The following is an 18,539-nucleotide window of genomic DNA, read 5'->3' on the forward strand; positions in this document are numbered from 1 at the left end:
GAGTCAGTGAGGGTACATCAAAATGCGTGGCAGGCTTATTAGCCGTTAAATCATGGGGAAAGGGGCTGATAAAATTGCTGTTATCAGCGCTTACTAGGCAATACTTTGCACGTCGTTGTTTTGAACAAATTCAATAAGCGATGCCCACGCTTTCGTTCCCTTCGCAATGATATGCTGTTCCGCTAAAATAGCGGCTAAATCGTTGTGACTAGTCAAAGGATTTGCCAGTACAACTCTAAATACGGTAATGCACTGCGTAGGATAATCTGGCGCTTCGAGACGCGTTCGAGACACAAACGACTTACCCGCTTCACGCTGTTGCTTTTGAACAGCAACTACTAACGCATCAATCTTCTGATTAATGGCTTTTCGCATGGCTGGGGAGGCGGTTTTAAGCGCTTGCTGAACTTCTACTGGGCAAACCCGATAGGTAAGCAGTGATAGCGTTGGACTCGTCGTTAATTCAAAATCTTGCGCCTTACTGATCATACCCGCAAAATCATGGGCTTTATCAATACTGCTGTCTATCAATAGCTCGTAACCCTTACGACCAAAAATATGCAGCGCCGAATAGACCATCATGGCCATACCGTTGCGAGAACCCTCAAGGGTAGTGGCGCCTAAATCTTTTGAACCAGCACGCAATATGTACTGCGCGTGGTGTCTAACCGCATTGGCATCTTCAGGGTTTTTAAATAGCGCCATGCCAGCGCCCATGGGCACATACATTTGTTTATGGGCGTCTATTGTCACTGAGTCTGCACGCTCAATGCCTTTTAAGCGGTCGCGATAGCGAGGCGAAAATAACGTAGCTCCGCCCCATGCTGCATCAACATGAAACCAGCAGCCTAACTCTTTGGCAACATCGGCTAATTCATCGAGTGGGTCAACATGTCCTGTCTCGGTGGTACCGCCAACGCCAACAATAGCGAGCAACTTATTGCCCTCTTCTTGATAACGCTGACCAGCGCGTAAAGCTTTCTCAGGGTCGAGTGTTTGTTGAGGCGCAGGTAAAGTAATAAGCTGCTCTCGACCAATGCCTAAAACATCAACAGCCTTCGACAACGAATAGTGCCCGCGCTTGCTGCAAATAATGCCCATGTTGTTGATGTCGTGAAAACGGTATGCCGCTGCCAATCCTGCTCTAGCAACGCCTGCAAAACCTTTTTGCGGGCCTAACAACTTGTTTCTTGCCACCCAGAGTGCCGTAATATTAGCGATGGTTCCGCCAGAGCAGAATGCACCAAGTGAGTGTGCTGCACTGTGAAGGTGAGCGTCGTAAAAGGCTTCAGGCTGGTCGTATACCAAGTTATGCATCATGCCGATAACTTGGCGCTCAAGAGGAGTGAATGCTTTAGAGGTCTCAATTTTAACCAAATTCTGGTTTAGCCCCACCATGAGCTTTGAAAGTGGCAAGTGAAAATAGGGCAATGCGGAGGTCATGTGCCCGATAAACGTGGGGGAATAGGTATTAACAGAGTGCGCCACAAGCTTATCAAGTAAGCTTTCTGCGTGAGTTGAAACAAATTCGGGAGACTCTGGTACTTTAGAATCTGAAAAGTCTTTTTCAACTTCTTCTAACGAAGTCTTTTTGGTCACAACGTGTTGCGACAAAAAGTCTAAGATATTGTCTGATAAATGCTGCTCAATTTGAGCGAGCTTTGAGTCTTTGTGTTCAGGCTTGGTAAAGACCCTAAACAAGTGCTCTAAACTAACTTGCGCTTCACCCACTAAACACACCCCTTACATCAAACCTATACGTTATTGTTTCGCTTCTGGCAAATTTTGCATAAAACGAAAGTCATAGGTGGTGTTATAAGATACCGACCTAACTCTTTTTATTTGAGCACTGCTGCCTGCTTTATTTTCCGAGCGCTTCATGCCAAGCGCCGATGACTTTGTGTCGAACATTTCGCATCAAATGCTTCGTATCGAATACACAGTAGTTTGAGCAGCGCATTCGCTTTGGTCATTCGCTTTGACCAATCGCTTTGAAATAGCCTAATGGTTGCCAACCCTGAAAACTTTTATGTGACTTTCAGATTACGCCCACATTACTTTCAGGGGCACGCACTTTACATCAGATTACAATTTTCGCCAAGTGGTTACCAGCGGCATTTGTGCTTATGCCATACCCATCAACCTACCACCATCCACAAAGTGGGAGCATATGTCAGATTTACTGCTATATTTTAATAATGTATGAATACGAAAAAACGGGGAAACTTGTTTATGCCAATACGCGAAATATCTGAAGATTTTTCAATCGACGACATTGTTCCGTATTTTCAGCCTATCGTAGACTTAGACAGTCAGGGCGTATGGCGATACGAGTGTCTTGCCCGTTTAATAACCCAAAACGACAAAACGTTTTTACCTAGCGAGTTTCTCTATTTAATAGAACGGGAACAGCATGTAAAAACCTTAGCCGCCAGTATGTTTTTGCAAAGCGCCAGCTACTTCCACAATGTGAATATTCCGTGGAACATCAATATTTCTGCCAACGACTTGAATAACGACGGGCTTATCAACTCTCTCATTGCGCAACTTGCTGATTATCCCAATCCTGAAAGAGCGAGCATTGAAGTAAGTGCAGCTACGGCGCTAGCTAATCGGGCGCAACTTCGGTCGTTTATCGATAAAGGAATGCACACAGGATTGGGTGTATTTATTGATAACGTAGGCTCTTGTCCGGGGAACATTCGGGCTTTAATGAACCTACCAGTACGAGGAATAAAAATTGCGGGCGGGCTGATTAAACATTATCAGCAACAAGACGCGGTGAAAGAATACGTCGACTATGTGCTGGCCTTATGTGAACACCAGCACATTGCAGTTATTGCAGAGCACATTGAAAACGAACAGCTGTTAAACGATGTTAAACGCCTTCCCATTAAATATGCACAAGGCTATGTGTTTAGTCCGCCCGTTGCCGACGTGCAGCACAATGTTCGAGCAAGTCTCCAGCAGCATTAGTTAGGTTTAAATTCCCGCTAGCAAGAATAGCCAGCGCGGTAGCAACAACATTTAACTCGTTAACTTTCTTCGCTTCGACAATTGAGCTTCCAGCACGTTTGCCCGCTGCCGCTATACTTTCGCTCAAAGGGCGTCATCGCATTTGCTCCTTTTACCTCACTGAGATCACTAATGGTGCCGTAATGCTTTGCCGCTTGAGCAAATTCCATAAGATAAATTAACCAGTTGCTGCGCACTTCAATGTTGGTGGTAATGGCCATTAAATCCACCATTGCCGCACTACCGTGCCATCGTTTTTGTACCTGGGTCTTCTTTGGGTAAGGGTTGGGATACAAGAGGTAATGCTTTACTACCTGCCAATTGGACTGACGAACTAACCGCCAAAAATCGTTTACATCGGCGCGAATAACACAGTAATTATCTTGATCAATTTGATAATGGCTGTGTTTTTCGACTCTCTGGGCCGACTTATCTACGCCAATCACCTGCGCCTCAGGGTGGGCCTTAGCGATAGTCGCCGTGCTTTCCCCTACACCGCAGCAAGAGTCCAAAATAACAGGGCCAGTAAACCCGCCGAGCCACTGAGACACCTCATCGAAGGCCGCTTGGGTATGCTCGCCAACCGGACGCTTGTTAACCGACGACTGATACTTTAAAACCAATTCATCCAGCTTGTCGTGCACACCCACTTGATTTGTCGTAATAGACCGAGAGTTGCCGTCTGACATTAACTACGAATTCCTTTACCGGTTTTCAATAAGTAATAAGCAACGCTAAATAACAACACGTTGAACCCCACCAGCAAACTGAGCGCCAGGGTGATGTTTACGTCAGATACCCCTAAGAAACCATAGCGGAATCCATTTACCATATACACAACCGGGTTAGCTTTACTTACCCACTGCCAAAATTCAGGCAGCAGTGAAAGAGAATAAAATACGCCGCCTAAATACGTTAATGGAGTAAGTACAAACGTAGGAACAACGCTGATGTCGTCAAAGGTCTTTGCAAAGACTCCATTAATAAGGCCTGCCGTCGCAAACAAGGTAGAGGTAAGCAGTACCGTAAGGGCAATAATGCCTAAGCTATAAATTTTCACATCAACAAAAAATAGCGATACTAGGGTAACCATAATACCAATTAAAATAGCACGTGCTACACCACCCCCTACATAGCCTAGAATGATAACTGACGTTGGTACAGGCGATACTAATAGCTCTTCAATGTTGCGCTGAAATTTAGCGCTAAAAAACGAAGAAGACACATTGGAATAGGAGCTTGTGATCACTGACATCATGATTAAGCCAGGCACAATAAACTCCATATAGCTAAAGCCCCCCATTTGACCAATACGATTACCGATAAGGCTACCAAAAATAACAAAATACAGGCTCATAGTGATGGCTGGTGGAACAAGGGTTTGCACCCAAATACGCAAAAATCGGGTACACTCTTTTATCCAAATTGTGGTTAACGCAACGTAGTTTTGTTTTACCCAACTAACTTTTTTCTCTTCACTCATGTGTGTTGTTTCATCACTCATTACTTCACTCCGCCTGCTTAGCTGACTCGACTAAGCGAACAAACAATTCTTCTAACCGATTTGATTTATTGCGCATACTCATCACTTGAACACCCTGCTCACTCAATTGAGTGAATACTGGGTTGAGACCTTCGGCCTTCTCTACATCAACCTCTAGCGTATGGTTGTCTCCCCATCGATGGTCAACACCATGTAATGTGAGTGCGTCCATATTACTTTGCTCTTGCAGCTCTACATCGAGCACAAACGTTTCCACATTAAGCTTCGAAAGCAAGGCTTTCATGCTCGTGTTCTCAACAATGATGCCTTTATTGATAATAGCGATATTGCGGCATAGCATTTCTGCTTCTTCTAGATAATGCGTAGTAAGAATGATGGTAATACCTGCGCGATTGATTTCCTCGAGGAACAGCCACATTGCCCTGCGAATCTCAATATCCACACCGGCCGTAGGCTCATCAAGAATCAATAGCTTTGGCTCATGCATTAGCGCTCTTGCGATCATTAATCTGCGCTTCATACCACCAGAGAGTTCACGAGCACTGGCGTCGCGCTTTTCCCACAGATCAAGCTTAGCGAGATATTTCTTCGCTCGCTCTTTGGCGATACTGCGCGGTACGCCGTAGTATCCAGCTTGATTGAGTACAATTTGAAGCACGGTTTCAAACTGATTGAAATTGAATTCCTGAGGCACTAAACCGATGCACGCTTTAGCCTGTTCTTTTTGTGTTGTGAGGTCATACCCAAACACGGAGACCGTTCCACTCGTTTGATTAACCAATGAACTAATAATACCAATCGTGGTGGATTTACCGGCTCCGTTAGGTCCAAGCAACGCAAAAAAATCGCCCTCTTGCACGCTGAGGTCCACGCCTTTCAACGCCTTTACGCCACCTTTGTAGGTTTTTGTTAACCCTTTAATGTCCAACGCTTTCATGAAATACCCATGTTGTGAGTGTTACAGCTAACTCGCTAAGGAGAGATTGAATTGTGCGGTGAGTGCGAATTGCACGTGTACACGCTTTACGCTCTTTGCGCTTGTGCCCGTAGTGTACCGCAATCTTATGTAAAAATTTAACTCGTGCGCGACTTAGCTCTGTTTTTTTACGTTTATTCACTGCCCAAGCTATCGCTGAAAGCTTTGAGAAAGCGCAGCGGTTATTTATCGAGAACCCTCAGCAACACACAGGGATGCATAATGAAAAACACAACACTCACCATGGGCGCGCAAACTATCAGTGTTCTTACTCAAGACCAAATTCAGGAAAGTGGTAAAACAGATCTGGCAGATATCCTCTCTGCCCAGGCTGGTGTAACCCTCGGTACTGGCGAAAATGGTAATGCCTTTGGCGATCGCTACATCATTCGCGGTCATGAAGCACGAAGCGACGTGTTTGTTGATGGATTGCGCGACCCGGTTATGACAACTCGCGAAAGCTTTGCTACTGAGCGTGTTGAAATAACAAAAGGGCCACGCTATACAGTCACTTATTGCTAGCGAAAGCGCAAATCGGGAGCAGCTTGATCAACTGCACCACTTTAATCACAACCTCATTAGACAATTTTCCGCCGTATAGCTTTTGTTATGGGAAGTTAAACAAGGAACTTTTATCAAGGTTTTTTCATCAAGTGGCTAGTTAAGACTAGCCACTTCTGTAGTCGCTACTTCGATTAACTCGAAGGAAGTACCTTCGTCACCTTTGACCATTACCCTACATTCGCCCCAGCTTTCGGGTATTGTCCAGATGTGGTCTTCAGCAACCGTAAACTTTTCGCGATGCGACTGACAACGCACTTCAACCGAATCCAAATCGCCTTTTATGCTGTCAAAAGCAAACTGATTTCTCACTAGGGTATGAAAGAGAAGCTCTCTGTCATCTATTTCCATATCAATACTTATGTGCTTATTTGATGCAATTTGCTCTTTTATCGTTTCAATAATTGGCTGTGTGGCTTGTATACGCTCTTGCTGCTCTTCAAAAGACGTTAAGTCTTCGAATATACGCAGTGCATCGGCGTAATAGCCTAATTCAGCAGAAAGTAAAACGCTACGCTGCAAGGTATAGGCTATGTGGTCTTCGCTAAACACGCTATTTTTACCAAATGCACTTCCATTACTGGCTTTTACCCGCTTTAGGCTTGAAAGCTCTCTGCGCCAGTCTTTGAGATGACTGGCTATGGTTGCATCCATATTAGCGGCCCATGCGTTTTCATAATGATTCAGCGTGTTTTCTTCTCGTAATTCCGTGAGAAGCACCTCTGCTTTTTCAACTTCGCCGTTTTGAAACATTTCATCAATGTCTCGATATTTTGCAATGAATTGACGAGAGGCACCGGATTTGCCATCTAACATAAAGTCGAATTGTACTGCTTGCTGGCACTGCTGAGTAGGTTGGCCGTTTTTCATAGCCGGCTCATACTTCCATTGCTTCAACGCATGTAATGCTTTTCGTTTAAAGTCTCTATGCCCGCCAAAGTCGTCTACCACCGCATCTTGCACATTACCTTCTTCATCAATAACGTAACTCATTTTAACCCAACCCTCTTGACCTCTTCTGGCAGCAGAAATCGGATAACGGGGATCGATACGTTTTTTGGGTTTCGCAGGCTGAAAAGCAGTAATTCTCTTAACTTCGTTATCTCGCTTTTCTGCCAATACCTGTGCTTCTTTCTCATCACAAGGTAAGGAAAGCTCTTGAGCATGTAAAACGGCTGGGCATATGAAAAGCGTACCGGCTACAGCCAGTGAAGGTAATAAACGGCGAGAAATAACTTTATTAGCATAGCCTGAAGCAGCTACAGGGTTTACTGAGCGAAGAAAATGAACGTTCATCTAATCATCCTTAATTGAAGAGGGCTATTTATAAGTGCCATTACTCAAGCCATCCATTACAACTATTAATTGCAGCCTAGTTCGTGTTTCGGCAATACAGTTTTTTCAACCTTAGCGCTTACTATTCTGTTTTTCAAGGGACGCATCTGGCACATTTTTAATCATCATTTTTTCTTTTCGTCGCGTCATCATTTTGGCCAAGCGTCGCATACTTACCGTTGTGTCTTTTTCATCGACGATATCCACACCGAGTAAACGCTCTAGCAAATCTTCAAGGGTAATAACCCCTTCTAAACCACCATACTCGTCAACCACCAGCAACATATGCACGTGTTTGTCGATGAAGTGCTCAAACGTCACCGATAAGGGCATAATATTCAAAATGGTAATTAAATTCTTAGCGTATTCAGACAGAGGTTTATCGGTGTTACCTCTAGCTTGTGCAACTAACAAGTCTGAGCGCATCACGTAGCCGGTTATGTTTTCAGAATCGTTATCTTCATACACGGGAATACGCGAGAACTCGATATTAGAATGCTTGTGGAAAAAAGCTTCTACCGTCATCGATTCGGAAACAGAGAATAACGCCGTTCTATGGGTTATTGCGTCTTTCACCTTAAGCTCGTGAAGGCTGAGCAGACTTTGTAAAAACGAGGCTTCGTGGTTTGCCAGTTGCCCTTCCTGTCCTGATAGCTCTGCCATAGCGTGAAGTTCACTGCGGCTTAACCCTCTTAACGGGCTGTCTTCTTTAAATCCGCGGGTGAGCAACTCAGACATTTTTACAAAGGGCATTAAAATAAGGGCGAGGTATTTTAAGAAGTATGCCGTAGCGGGGGCGAGTGCTCGCCAGTAGGTTGCTCCTACTGTCTTTGGAATGATTTCAGAAAACACGAGAATGAGTAAGGTTAATACGGCAGAAATTACACCTATATAAGCCTCGCCAAATACAGATGCAGCTTGCGCTCCGGCACCGGCAGCCCCCATGGTATGGGCAATAGTATTTAGCGTAAGAATTGCTGACAACGGCGTGTTGATATTGTCGGTCTGTTTACGCAGCAGCCTTCCACTTGGCGCGTTTTCTTTTTCCAGTACGGAAATATAAGCAGAAGACACACTCAAGATCACCGCTTCTGCAATTGAACACAGAAACGAAAAACCAAGTGCAATAAACACGTACACAATAAGTAAAAGCATGTAGGGTTTCCATAAGGATTAGATAAAGCTGCGAGTTATTATTCTTTTATCGCAGCATTACATTATGAGGGACATCGCAGGCGTTACAAGCGCACTGATAGATTATTTGTATTTAATGACAACATGATGATGGCGTTTGAGTGTGACGATACTGCATAAGTTTATTGATGCCAATGCGCAGCATCAAAGCACCGAGTATAATAGCGCTTAACGCATAAGCGACTTGAACTCCACCGCCGTGCTCATGCAGCGTCGATTGCGTTTGAATTAGCCCTTGTAGCGACATCGCCGACACAAGGTAGTTAAGCAAATAGCCAAATGCAATACTTGCCGACACCACGCTAAACAAATACAGCGCAAGGGTCTTCAACCCCATTTCCTGCTTAATCATACCCATAGTAGATATGTTCGTTGCAGGCCCTGCCATAAGAAACACTAAGATAGCACCAGGCGATAACCCTGCTGCTAAGAAACCAACGGCTAAGGGCGTTGAGGCCGTTGCGCAGATATACATCGGAATACCAATAAATGCCATTACCAACATAGCAACAAGGCCGTCACCCCATTGCGTTAAAAAGTCGGTGGGCACCCAAGTTTTAATTGCAGCAGCCAGTGCTAAACCTATCAACAACCACACCACTATATCTTCAAGCAGCTTTCCGCTGGCATAACGAGCCACGCGAGCAGCAGACGCTGCGGCATTAGATAAACTTGAGAAAGCGTTTAAAGAGTGGTCAGTGTGCTCGGCACTAGTACTGTTGGCGTTCATGCTATGGCTACCGCTTTCATGCTGTGAACTAGTACAGCATGACAGGGGCTGGGCGACTTCAGCTCTAGTACTGCAGCATGAGCTACTCTCAACCGGCTTTGTTGTTTCGCTTTCACAACACGAACTCACGGGTTCGCCTGTTTTATTCACTTTGCTGTCTGAGTCGCCGAACACTTTAACCATAATGCCAGCATATATGGCGCTCGCCACAGCAGCAATTGGTCTGGTTATGGCGAATAATGGGCCAAGTAACGCGTACGATACCGATACACTATCTACCCCGGTTTCAGGCGTGGAAACAAGAAATGAAATAGTTGAGGATTTTGAGGCACCGCTGCGCCTAAGACCCAACGCCGCGGGAATAACGCCGCAAGAGCATAGAGGTAAGGGGGCACCAATTACTGCAGCCTTACTAATTGACCCTATCGAGTTACTTCCCATGTGACGCTCGAGAAAAGACACTGGCACCAATTCATGCATCACTCCGGCCACAAAGAGGCCCAAGAGTAACCATAGCGCAGATTCCATGAATAGCGCTAAAAAATTTTGGCCGAGCAGAATGATGTCTGACATGCTTCCTCAAATAGAGCGAAATAAAGCGTAAAAACACAAAGCGGTGCTTTAGTGTATATATCTCAAGTATACCAGAAAATGACCTATTCAGAAAACGAGCACAGGTAATTCGAGCTACTAGGACGTGTAAATTGAAGCCGCGTTAATCGAGAGCGTGTTGGGCTAGTTCCTATTGGGCTGGGTCCTATCAAGCTTGGGCGTGAAAATAAAAAAGGCCTACACAAATGTGTAGGCCAAATGTTGACGTGCTCTACCCGATGTACTTCGCTAGAAGCAAAAGCGTGAGGTCAACCATGAACAAGTAACGGGAGTTACTGTGTGTCGCGCTTACTGTCTTTCTTAAGCTTTGAAACCACTGAAAACGCTTCTAACATGACCAATACAGAAACAATCAGCACTACCGCGTCGAGAAATACCAATAGATAATTCTCTGCCAGGTAATACTCTTTTAATTTAATAAGCCCGGCAAAAAAGGCCATGATTAACACAAACACCATAGGAATAAGTGTGTACTTCGCTGGCCTGCCAAGCTTGATAAGCATGACTGATATTACTAACAGTGTAAGACTGGCCAGTATTTGATTTGTTGAGCCGAATAGCGGCCAAATGATCATTCCACCGCTGCCAGATGCACCGCCCGCACCAAAGGCGAGCAATAAACAGCATCCCACCGCAAGCAATGTAGCTACGACACCGTTTCTCAGCGCATCGATTGAATAGATATCTCCCCACTCTTGAATTATATAACGCTGAAGTCGCACACCAGAGTCCATGGTTGTGCCCGCGAAAAGTACAACCATCACGGCTAAAATGGTAGAAGAAAAATCAACAGGCAAACCCCAACCTTGTTGTATTAAGTTAGCTCCACCTGTTATGAACGCGCCCACACTACCCGCGCCTAAATGACTGTACACTTCGTGCCATTCTTCAGGAGAGGCAGCAAATGCAACGCCGCTCACTGCAACAATAGTAATTAGAGCTAGCGAGCCCTCACCAACCGCACCTAAGTAACCAACAAAACGTGCATCGGTTTCTTTATCAAGCTGCTTTGAACTCGTCCCCGAGGCGACAATACCGTGGAAACCCGACACCGCGCCACAGGCAATGGTGACAAAAAGAAGAGGAATAAGACTGGGTGTATCAACGGCTGTTTGCATATTAAACGCAGGCGCTGTGATGTCAGGCATGGCGAAAAATACAGCGCCATAGAGTAAAAACAGACCCACTAATAACTGCATACCGTTGATAAAGTCCCGCGGCTGAAGCAGCATCCATACAGGTAGCAATGAAGCAATAGCAGCATAAACAAATAAGATGATAATCCAGTTCGCTTTATCTGCTAAACCAAACATGGTCTCCGGTAAGCTGATTGGAATATAACTTCCCGCATACACAGAGGCATAAAGCACGACAATACCCACAAGACACAGTGGTATTAGCGCAAAATTGCGTTTTAAAAGCTGACCAATAATCAAGGCAACCGCTATTGCCATCCACGCAGGAAAAACAGCCGTAGGCTGGGACACAAACGAATTCGCAATCACCACACCAAATACTGCATTCACCATGAGAAGAACGAGGAAAATAACAATCATGAACAACGAGCGAGAGCGCTTACCGATAACGCTTTCAGACAATGCTCCCATTGACTTTCCTTTGTGCCGAGCACTGGCCCACAGTGCTCCCATATCGTGAACACCAGCGAACAAAACTGTACCAAATACCACCCAAAGCACAGCGGGTACCCATCCCCAGTACACTGCGATTGCAGGCCCTACAATGGGAGCCGCACCAGCAACTGACGTAAAATGGTGCCCCCAGAGCACGACTTTATTGGTAGGCACGAAATCTTTTCCGTCCTGCTCGGTGTGAGCGGGCGTGACAAAATTATCGTCTAACTTGAAAATGCGATTAGCGATAAATTTTGAATACACAAACCACCCGAAAAGCATTCCGATGATCCCAAGTATTACTATAGCTATAGACTGCATAAAGTTTTCCCACTGTCGTTTTGGCCAGGCACGTATGTACGCTCTGTTTTTTTATTTGTGTGTAAAACCTAATAACCCGCAATTAAAGCATTTTTCACACACAATGCGAGGCGATATTAGACCAAAGTCTAGCTTTCTAAAAGCCGATTCAAACAAGTCATACCAATGCACTAACAGTCGAAACAATCAAAGATAAGGCTTAGCCCTCTTAACTGAGGTTGAACAGAATTTGCTACAGGCTCATCAATTCGTCTTTATTTACGTGTAATTGACAGTCTAATACTTTAAAAAAGAATCATTCTCGTTTATAACGCGTCTCATTAATGAAATTTCACACATAAAGTAAATGCAATGGCATCTTTAAAACTTCACATGGCGTTTCGTAAGTACCACCGATGGTTGGGCTTCTTCTTATCTGGGATCATGGCAATTTATGCATTGAGCGGCGTCTTGCTCATTTTCAGGCCCACTGACTTTTTAAAATATGAGCAGGTGCAAACTCGACAGCTCAGTGCAAACCTAACGGCAGAAGATGTGAGTTCTGCTATTAAAGTAAGAGGCTTAAAAGTTACTGCTGAAGACAACGACACTATCACGCTTAATGTAGGTGAATACGATAAGGCATCGGGCACCGCTACACTAACACGAAAAGACTACCCTATTGTGTTAGCTAAAATGGTAAAGCTGCACAAGGCGACTAACAACAGTCCTTTGTTCTACTTAAACATCGCGTTTGGCGTAAGCTTGCTATTTTTTGTGGTGTCGGCGTTTTTAATGTTTATGCCAAAGTTACCCATGTACAAAAACGGGCTTAAAATTGCGGGAATAGGTGCTGCGGTAGCAGTATTAACGGTTATTTTTGGCTCTTAAAGATTAGGCTTTACTTATCTAGAATAGATATTGAGATCTAGAATTAACAGTAAGACCTGGAATAGATAGTGAGACCAAGCAACGATATCGATAAAAAGAGCGCCTCTGCATGACTAAGGCGCCCTTTCATTTAAAAGTGACTCGCCCTAAATAGCGTTTAAGAAAAACTGCTTTATCTCTTTGTATACTGTCACCGATTCCGGAGTATTGTGCGCCACTAAATAGTCAGCATGAGAGAGCCCTTCAAACACCTCTAGCTGAGTGTGAATACCGCACTCCCTTAATTTTCGATTCACTCGCACCGTGTCACTTAAAAATAAATCCCGTGTTCCTGTCACCAATATTGTGGGTGGCAACCCAGTAAAATCACCATACAAAGGAGAAACGCGGGGCTCTGTGAGCGAATGTTTACCTGCGTATAGCATAGCCGCAGCCTTAAGCAGCCCTTGGTAACTCACAAGTATTCTATCGACGCCCTCATTGATAACTAACGAATCACTGAAGTTGGATAAGTCTGCCCAAGGCGTACCAGTATAAGCTGCTATTGGTAGCTCAATATTTTGCTTCTTAAGTTCTTGCAGTAGTGACAGTGCTAGCCCACCGCCTGCTGATGTGCCTCCAACAAAAATATTGTTAGCACCATAGCTATCCTTCAAATGGCAATAAGTGGTAAACGCATCATCTAATGCTTGAGGAGACGGTGAAGAAGGTGGCATACGGTAATCAACGCAATACACCACAATACCCAACCTGCAGGCGATTAAAATGCCTTCCTCAATGCTTGGAAGGCCTCCAAAAAAGACATAAGCACCACCGTGGAAGTCGATATACACTTTACCTTCAAAACCCGAGCAAATATCAGTAGGCGTCACTTTACGCATGTTCACTCCCGCAACGCTTATTAGCTCAACGGCAACCTTAAACTGCTTGCGCATCGCTTTTACTTTCTTCTTTTGCTGGGTGTTGACCAAGTGTATCTGCTCAAGCCATCGCGATTTGGTAGACGGTGAATTAGCTTTAACGGCATTTAAAGAAGGTGTAGGAAACTGCGACATTGCCTGCTTCATTTCATCACTTAAGCCTGCAGGAGTGTCGATGGTTCGACTAAGGCCGAGGCATGAATTATTGGTTTTATCAGGCATGGCGTTTATTTTCCCATTTTTGAAATTCGTATCTTGAAATACATAGCGCGATCGATGCTGCCTTGACTCAAAAATAGAACCCTACACAGCAGTTGAATTCTGTCCATTAGCGCTGTAAGTGCTGCTATTCGCGAAAGCTATTTATGAAAGGTTTTCGACTAAAGAGTGCTTGTTACAGAATACGTTATAGAAGAATACAGACTAAGTCAGTCTGTTAAAACAACGGTTATTAAAACGCAGTAATTACGCATCAGTGGTTACGCACCAGTGAGTAAATATAAGTTTATAAACACTTTCTAATACATATGCTGTCGTAAACGTGCTCTGGTAAAAAGAGCAAGTGTAGTATTATTTAGTAAGCGCTTAGGTTATGACTATCTTCGAAAATCCAATAACAAATAACGTTGCCATTTATTTCTTATCTACAGACATACATTGCGACTAATAAGGAAATTGACATGAAATCACGTATTTTTCGCAAATTGGCTGCAGGGGTTGGGCTAGCGTTGGTATCTACCACCGCGCTCAGTGCTGAAAGCGCTGAAAATACCACTAATGGCAACCATGGAACCTCTATTTGGGAAATAACAAAAAACGGTGATACCGTCTACATTGGTGGCACTATTCACATTCTCCCGGTATCAGAGTTTCCGTTACCCACACAATTCACTGACATCTATCAGCAAAGCGACACCGTTGTGTTTGAGGCCGAGCTACCTGACTCAACCGATGTTGCCGCGCAGCAACAGATGATGATGGAGCTGTCCTACCAGAATGGGGAAACGCTTAAAGATACTCTTACAGACGAAACCTTTAAGGCCTTAGACCAATATTTATCCGCTTTCGGCGCTAGTGCAAATCAGTTAGCCAGTTTTAAACCGGGTTTTGTCACGACGATGTTAGTCACGATGGAAGCACAACGGGCGCAAATGGCTGGCGAAGGTGTAGACGCCTACTTCACTCAATTAGCAAAACGAGACAACAAGGATAGAGAATATTTAGAGTCGCTAGACTTTCAAATTAACATGCTTGCTAATTTAGGCGATGGTGAAGAAGAACGCTTTATATCCGAAACTCTGGCGACGTTACCCGATCTTAAAAGCGAACTTGAACAGACGATAAAAGCCTGGCGTGCAGGCGATACAGAAGCCCTAAACACACTGGTTATTCAAACTTTCAAGCAAGAAGCGCCAGAGTCCTATGACGATGTGTTTACCACACGCAATATGAACTGGATCCCTCAAATAGAAGCTATGTTTGGCGATGACGATAAAGAGTTTGTACTAGTCGGCGCAGGCCATCTCGTTGGCGAAGACAACGTACTTGAGCTTCTTAAGCAAAGAGGGTACGTCATCAAGCAGTTATAATGCGTCGTAAAAACAACTGAGAACTCACCTCTCAAATAGGCAAAACATCTGTGCATAGAATAAAGGTTGAATATGCCCACTATTTTTAACCTATACTCTTATTCGATAGCGCTCGTGCTTAAAGGCTATAGTCAACTGCTAACTACAGCTATGTTATTTGAACGGCGCTAGTTCTCAAGTATTCAATAAATCGCATTATTGTTTATGAAAAATGTTAGTGAAAAAGTAGAGGTGCTAGATGGCTGTGTTTTATAGCATTTTGATGTGCGTAAATGTCATTTGCGCCATGTCAATCATGTTGTCAGGAATTAGTAAAAGAAAATACCACTTTTTAGGCTTAGCAGCGTTAAATGTGTTGATGTTCTCATACCACTGGCTTTGTCTTGAACTATTAACAACACCAGACATCAACGTGAGCCTTAAATTGAGTACGCTACACTCATCGAATATTATTGTCTGCTTTCCCCTTTATGTTTTTATCTTTGGGCTATGGACAGGTTACAAACACACCAAAGCCGTTACTGTAGTATTGTCCCTTTTTTCATTTTCCTTGTTGTGTTTGAATATTCTCTCTGAACACTCAATAAGGTATGGTAGCGAACCCACGGTTGTTGCTTATGAAACCATATTTTCTGATATGGCCTACACTTTAACGGGAGAGGCCGGGGCATACTTTTCTTATATTCACTTTTGTTATGCTTTAGCTGGTCTATTTTTAGCATTTAGCGCTTATCGATTTTATAAAACTTCACAAAGCTATTTATCAGCTGCAATAATTTTTACTCTTACTTTACAGATTGCATCGAGTTATATCGGGTATCTCATAGACCACCAAGCCACTTCGCTAGTTTACGTTGCGGGCGCTCCGATGACACTTCTTTCACTGTTTGTCGTAGGAATGATCAGTCAAGGTTTTCAGAAAAAATCAGATAAATTATACAGTCAGATGTTAACAAATGAGTCACTACACAATGTTTTTTCAAAACTGGCTGTCATATCGAATGAGCAGGGAGTAGATAACTTCTACAAAGAGTCTATTGCCCTACTTTCTGAATTTTCACAAGCAGACTACGTGCTTTTTGGCATGATTGACGAAAACAATTCTCATAATGTTAAGACAAAGGTTGCTTGTAAAAATAACGTGAGAATTAACAACTTTTCTTATGCTCGCAAAGGTAGTCCGTGCGAAAACGTACTTACGGTTAACGCTTGTGTTCACAGGATTGGTGTAGCAGCCGAGTATCCTGGAGATAAGATGCTTGAACAAGAAGGAATAGAAGCATATATCGGTTACCCAATTATAGGTATTGACAATTACACTGTGGGCGTACTCGTTTTACTTTTCAAAATGCCATTACAATCGGAAAAAACGCTGCGAACGGTAACAGATGTTTTCGCTACACGAATCAGTGCCGAATTTAGAAGAGAGTTACTTCAAGAAGAACTCAAAGCGACAGCCTACGTTGACTACCTGACACAGTTGCCAAATAGAATTCAACTACTCAATTTTGTTGCTAAAACCAAGAACACCGCCATTACCGAAGAGAGACAAGCTCTTTTACTACTTTTTGATTTGGATTATTTTGGCGAAATTAACCGAAAATATGGCTATGAAGTGGGTGACCAGGTCATAAAGATTATTGGTGAACGCCTGAGGAGTTACGCTGTTGACGGTGTATTTATAGCGAGGTGCAGTGGAGACGAATTCGCGGCCGTTATAACGAGAACCAAGACTGATATTAGTAAATTGGCCAACGTTCACTGGACGGCGATTAGCGCAATCATCACAAAAACATGCAATATTGGTAATCGCAAGATAAATGTTAATTGCTCAATGGGCGCAGTAATTTTTCCTACTCAGCTAGAGTCGGATTTAGACGTACTAGGGTCTGCCGAACATGCCCTACTACAGGCCAAAAAACAAGGTAGAGCAAACTATTTGTTTTTCGACCCTGCCTTACAATCGGAAATGGAACATATTCGACAACTCGAGTCGGATTTAGCAGATGCGGTTGAAGGGGATGACGGTTTACAGGTTTATTATCAACCCAAGGTAAATGGGCAAGGAGAGATGATCGGAGCGGAGGCGTTATTACGATGGTTCAGTAAAAAACGAGGGTTTGTCTCTCCTGCTGAATTTATTCCAGTTGCAGAAGGAAGCGGGATTATTCATACACTTGGCAAATGGGTTTTAAATACAGTACTTAGCGATTTGAGTATATGGAGGAAAAATGGTGAAAATGTTGTTCCTATCTCGATAAACATTACTGCGTCCCAGTTTGAAGATGAAGCGTTCATAGAAGATTTGATATCGTCAATTAATGGTTTCCATGTTCCTATGTCCCTTATCGAACTGGAGCTAACAGAGTCTGGCCTGCTTGTAGACAAAGGCAAAGCAATAGAAACTCTATCGAAAATTCGCGCTCATGAAATATCCGTTGCACTTGACGACTTTGGCACAGGCTACTCATCGCTTTCTTATTTAAGTGAGCTCCCCCTAGATGTGTTGAAAATAGATAAGTCGTTCGTTGATGGGCTACAGAATGAGCGAAATAAAGAGCTAGTAAAATCTATTATTGCAATAAGCCAAGCTATGGATTTAACAAATGTAGCTGAAGGCACAGAGACCTTAGATCAGGTCAAACTATTACAAGAATACGGTTGCAAATTTTTTCAAGGCTACTATTTTTCAAAGCCATTAAACAGAGAAGATTTTTCAGTGTGGTTAAGAGAGCGCTGTTCAAAACTTATTCAGCACTAATGCCAGCTGGCATTATTTGACACTGTTTTAGCCAAGGGATTTGAAACGTAGAGAAGAGTCTTTTACAAACAAGAGATGCTACTGCGAAGCCGCTGATACAAAAGAAGGAATGGGTTCACGGCGTGCTCCCTTCTCTCCCGCAAGCTTATTCCTAGTGCTAAGGAATTGAAATCAATATGCCGTTTCAAACCCTCCACAGCATGGATGCTGTGTCGGAGCGCTCACATAAAAGTAGGGATGGCTTTACGGCGTGCTTCTTCCTCCCCTCACAACTTTTGCTATAGCGATTAAGGAGGGAGTGAAGCCCCGTCAAAAACTCTCAGCAGCAGGGACGCTGCTGTGAAGCCGCCATGGATGGCTTTACGGCGTGTTTTTGACGGGGCTTTATTCCCGAAGTTCTAGATCACAGGCATAAAAAAAGCGCACCTAGGTGCGCTTTTTTGTGCAGTGTTTGCAGAGTCTAGATTAGTCTAGGATCTTCGCAACAACACCAGCACCTACTGTACGACCACCTTCACGG

13 protein-coding genes and 1 pseudogene are annotated in these 18,539 nt (G+C 43.9%); 5 read left to right on the top strand and 9 right to left on the bottom strand.

Going from position 1 to position 18,539, the window contains the following annotated elements; translation table 11 throughout:
* Positions 1-93 precede the first annotated feature (93 nt).
* A complete protein-coding gene (panP, locus tag V7R39_RS12540; protein ID WP_334031059.1) occupies positions 94-1,731 on the bottom strand; it encodes a pyridoxal-dependent aspartate 1-decarboxylase PanP in 1,638 nt (545 codons plus the stop codon).
* A 501-nt stretch (positions 1,732-2,232) separates the two neighbouring features.
* Between panP and V7R39_RS12545 the strand changes: the two genes are divergently transcribed.
* Positions 2,233-2,976, top strand: a complete 744-nt coding sequence (locus V7R39_RS12545) for an EAL domain-containing protein (protein WP_334031061.1) — start codon at positions 2,233-2,235, stop codon at positions 2,974-2,976.
* A gap of 59 nt (positions 2,977-3,035) precedes the next feature.
* On the opposite strand, the gene trmB is transcribed toward V7R39_RS12545, so the two are convergent.
* Genes trmB through V7R39_RS12560 form a run of 3 tightly spaced genes read right to left on the bottom strand, consistent with a single transcriptional unit; the run spans position 3,036 to position 5,456 of the window.
* Complete coding sequence (gene trmB / locus V7R39_RS12550; RefSeq protein ID WP_334031063.1) at positions 3,036-3,704, bottom strand: tRNA (guanine(46)-N(7))-methyltransferase TrmB; 669 nt, start codon at positions 3,702-3,704, stop codon at positions 3,036-3,038.
* Positions 3,704-4,519 (bottom strand): ABC transporter permease, encoded by an 816-nt coding sequence (locus V7R39_RS12555; protein WP_334031065.1) that lies wholly within the window; start codon positions 4,517-4,519, stop codon positions 3,704-3,706. The genes trmB and V7R39_RS12555 overlap by 1 nt, the downstream gene beginning before the upstream one ends.
* A gap of 4 nt (positions 4,520-4,523) precedes the next feature.
* Positions 4,524-5,456: an ABC transporter ATP-binding protein gene (locus tag V7R39_RS12560; RefSeq protein WP_334031066.1), complete on the bottom strand. Its 933-nt coding sequence runs from the start codon at positions 5,454-5,456 to the stop codon at positions 4,524-4,526.
* Between the two features lie 291 nt (positions 5,457-5,747).
* Here V7R39_RS12560 and V7R39_RS12565 point away from each other — a divergent pair.
* A pseudogene (locus V7R39_RS12565) lies at positions 5,748-6,002 on the top strand (TonB-dependent receptor plug domain-containing protein); the annotation flags it as partial.
* 150 nt (positions 6,003-6,152) lie between these two features.
* Here the strand turns inward: V7R39_RS12565 and V7R39_RS12570 are convergent.
* The 4 genes from V7R39_RS12570 to V7R39_RS12585 all read right to left on the bottom strand — a co-directional run bounded on the left by V7R39_RS12570 (position 6,153) and on the right by V7R39_RS12585 (position 11,879).
* Entirely contained in the window at positions 6,153-7,352 is a 1,200-nt protein-coding gene (locus V7R39_RS12570; protein WP_334031068.1) for an energy transducer TonB, read from the bottom strand.
* Between the two features lie 111 nt (positions 7,353-7,463).
* A complete protein-coding gene (locus V7R39_RS12575; RefSeq protein WP_334031069.1) occupies positions 7,464-8,546 on the bottom strand; it encodes a CNNM domain-containing protein in 1,083 nt (360 codons plus the stop codon).
* A 112-nt stretch (positions 8,547-8,658) separates the two neighbouring features.
* Positions 8,659-9,888: an SO_0444 family Cu/Zn efflux transporter gene (locus tag V7R39_RS12580; protein WP_334031071.1), complete on the bottom strand. Its 1,230-nt coding sequence runs from the start codon at positions 9,886-9,888 to the stop codon at positions 8,659-8,661.
* 311 nt (positions 9,889-10,199) lie between these two features.
* Positions 10,200-11,879 (bottom strand): carbon starvation CstA family protein, encoded by a 1,680-nt coding sequence (locus tag V7R39_RS12585; RefSeq protein ID WP_334031072.1) that lies wholly within the window; start codon positions 11,877-11,879, stop codon positions 10,200-10,202.
* Between the two features lie 351 nt (positions 11,880-12,230).
* Between V7R39_RS12585 and V7R39_RS12590 the strand changes: the two genes are divergently transcribed.
* The gene (locus V7R39_RS12590; protein WP_334031075.1) at positions 12,231-12,749 is read left to right on the top strand and encodes a hypothetical protein; all 519 of its coding nucleotides are present in this window, start codon (positions 12,231-12,233) and stop codon (positions 12,747-12,749) included.
* 146 nt (positions 12,750-12,895) lie between these two features.
* Here the strand turns inward: V7R39_RS12590 and V7R39_RS12595 are convergent, their stop codons facing one another.
* Positions 12,896-13,891 (bottom strand): alpha/beta hydrolase, encoded by a 996-nt coding sequence (locus V7R39_RS12595; protein WP_334031077.1) that lies wholly within the window; start codon positions 13,889-13,891, stop codon positions 12,896-12,898.
* 458 nt (positions 13,892-14,349) lie between these two features.
* Between V7R39_RS12595 and V7R39_RS12600 the strand changes: the two genes are divergently transcribed.
* Both V7R39_RS12600 and V7R39_RS12605 read left to right on the top strand, forming a co-directional pair.
* A complete protein-coding gene (locus V7R39_RS12600) occupies positions 14,350-15,258 on the top strand; it encodes a TraB/GumN family protein (protein WP_334031079.1) in 909 nt (302 codons plus the stop codon).
* A 238-nt stretch (positions 15,259-15,496) separates the two neighbouring features.
* The gene (locus V7R39_RS12605) at positions 15,497-18,019 is read left to right on the top strand and encodes a putative bifunctional diguanylate cyclase/phosphodiesterase (RefSeq protein ID WP_334031080.1); all 2,523 of its coding nucleotides are present in this window, start codon (positions 15,497-15,499) and stop codon (positions 18,017-18,019) included.
* Positions 18,020-18,539: the final 520 nt, after the last annotated feature.

It is taken from the genome of Alteromonas sp. P256 (assembly GCF_036864455.1).
In the GTDB taxonomy this organism is placed as follows: domain Bacteria; phylum Pseudomonadota; class Gammaproteobacteria; order Enterobacterales; family Alteromonadaceae; genus Alteromonas.

What these genes read in the sequence shown, in the direction of transcription:
- V7R39_RS12590 (WP_334031075.1), top strand. Translation starts at nt 12,231, where the DNA reads ATGGCATCTTTAAAACTTCACATGGCGTTTCGTAAGTACCACCGATGG.
- V7R39_RS12595 (WP_334031077.1), bottom strand. Translation starts at nt 13,891, where the DNA reads ATGCCTGATAAAACCAATAATTCATGCCTCGGCCTTAGTCGAACCATC.
- V7R39_RS12570 (WP_334031068.1), bottom strand. Translation starts at nt 7,352, where the DNA reads ATGAACGTTCATTTTCTTCGCTCAGTAAACCCTGTAGCTGCTTCAGGC.
- V7R39_RS12585 (WP_334031072.1), bottom strand. Translation starts at nt 11,879, where the DNA reads ATGCAGTCTATAGCTATAGTAATACTTGGGATCATCGGAATGCTTTTC.
- trmB (WP_334031063.1), bottom strand. Translation starts at nt 3,704, where the DNA reads ATGTCAGACGGCAACTCTCGGTCTATTACGACAAATCAAGTGGGTGTG.
- V7R39_RS12600 (WP_334031079.1), top strand. Translation starts at nt 14,350, where the DNA reads ATGAAATCACGTATTTTTCGCAAATTGGCTGCAGGGGTTGGGCTAGCG.
- V7R39_RS12580 (WP_334031071.1), bottom strand. Translation starts at nt 9,888, where the DNA reads ATGTCAGACATCATTCTGCTCGGCCAAAATTTTTTAGCGCTATTCATG.
- V7R39_RS12555 (WP_334031065.1), bottom strand. Translation starts at nt 4,519, where the DNA reads ATGAGTGATGAAACAACACACATGAGTGAAGAGAAAAAAGTTAGTTGG.
- V7R39_RS12605 (WP_334031080.1), top strand. Translation starts at nt 15,497, where the DNA reads ATGGCTGTGTTTTATAGCATTTTGATGTGCGTAAATGTCATTTGCGCC.
- V7R39_RS12575 (WP_334031069.1), bottom strand. Translation starts at nt 8,546, where the DNA reads ATGCTTTTACTTATTGTGTACGTGTTTATTGCACTTGGTTTTTCGTTT.
- V7R39_RS12545 (WP_334031061.1), top strand. Translation starts at nt 2,233, where the DNA reads ATGCCAATACGCGAAATATCTGAAGATTTTTCAATCGACGACATTGTT.
- V7R39_RS12560 (WP_334031066.1), bottom strand. Translation starts at nt 5,456, where the DNA reads ATGAAAGCGTTGGACATTAAAGGGTTAACAAAAACCTACAAAGGTGGC.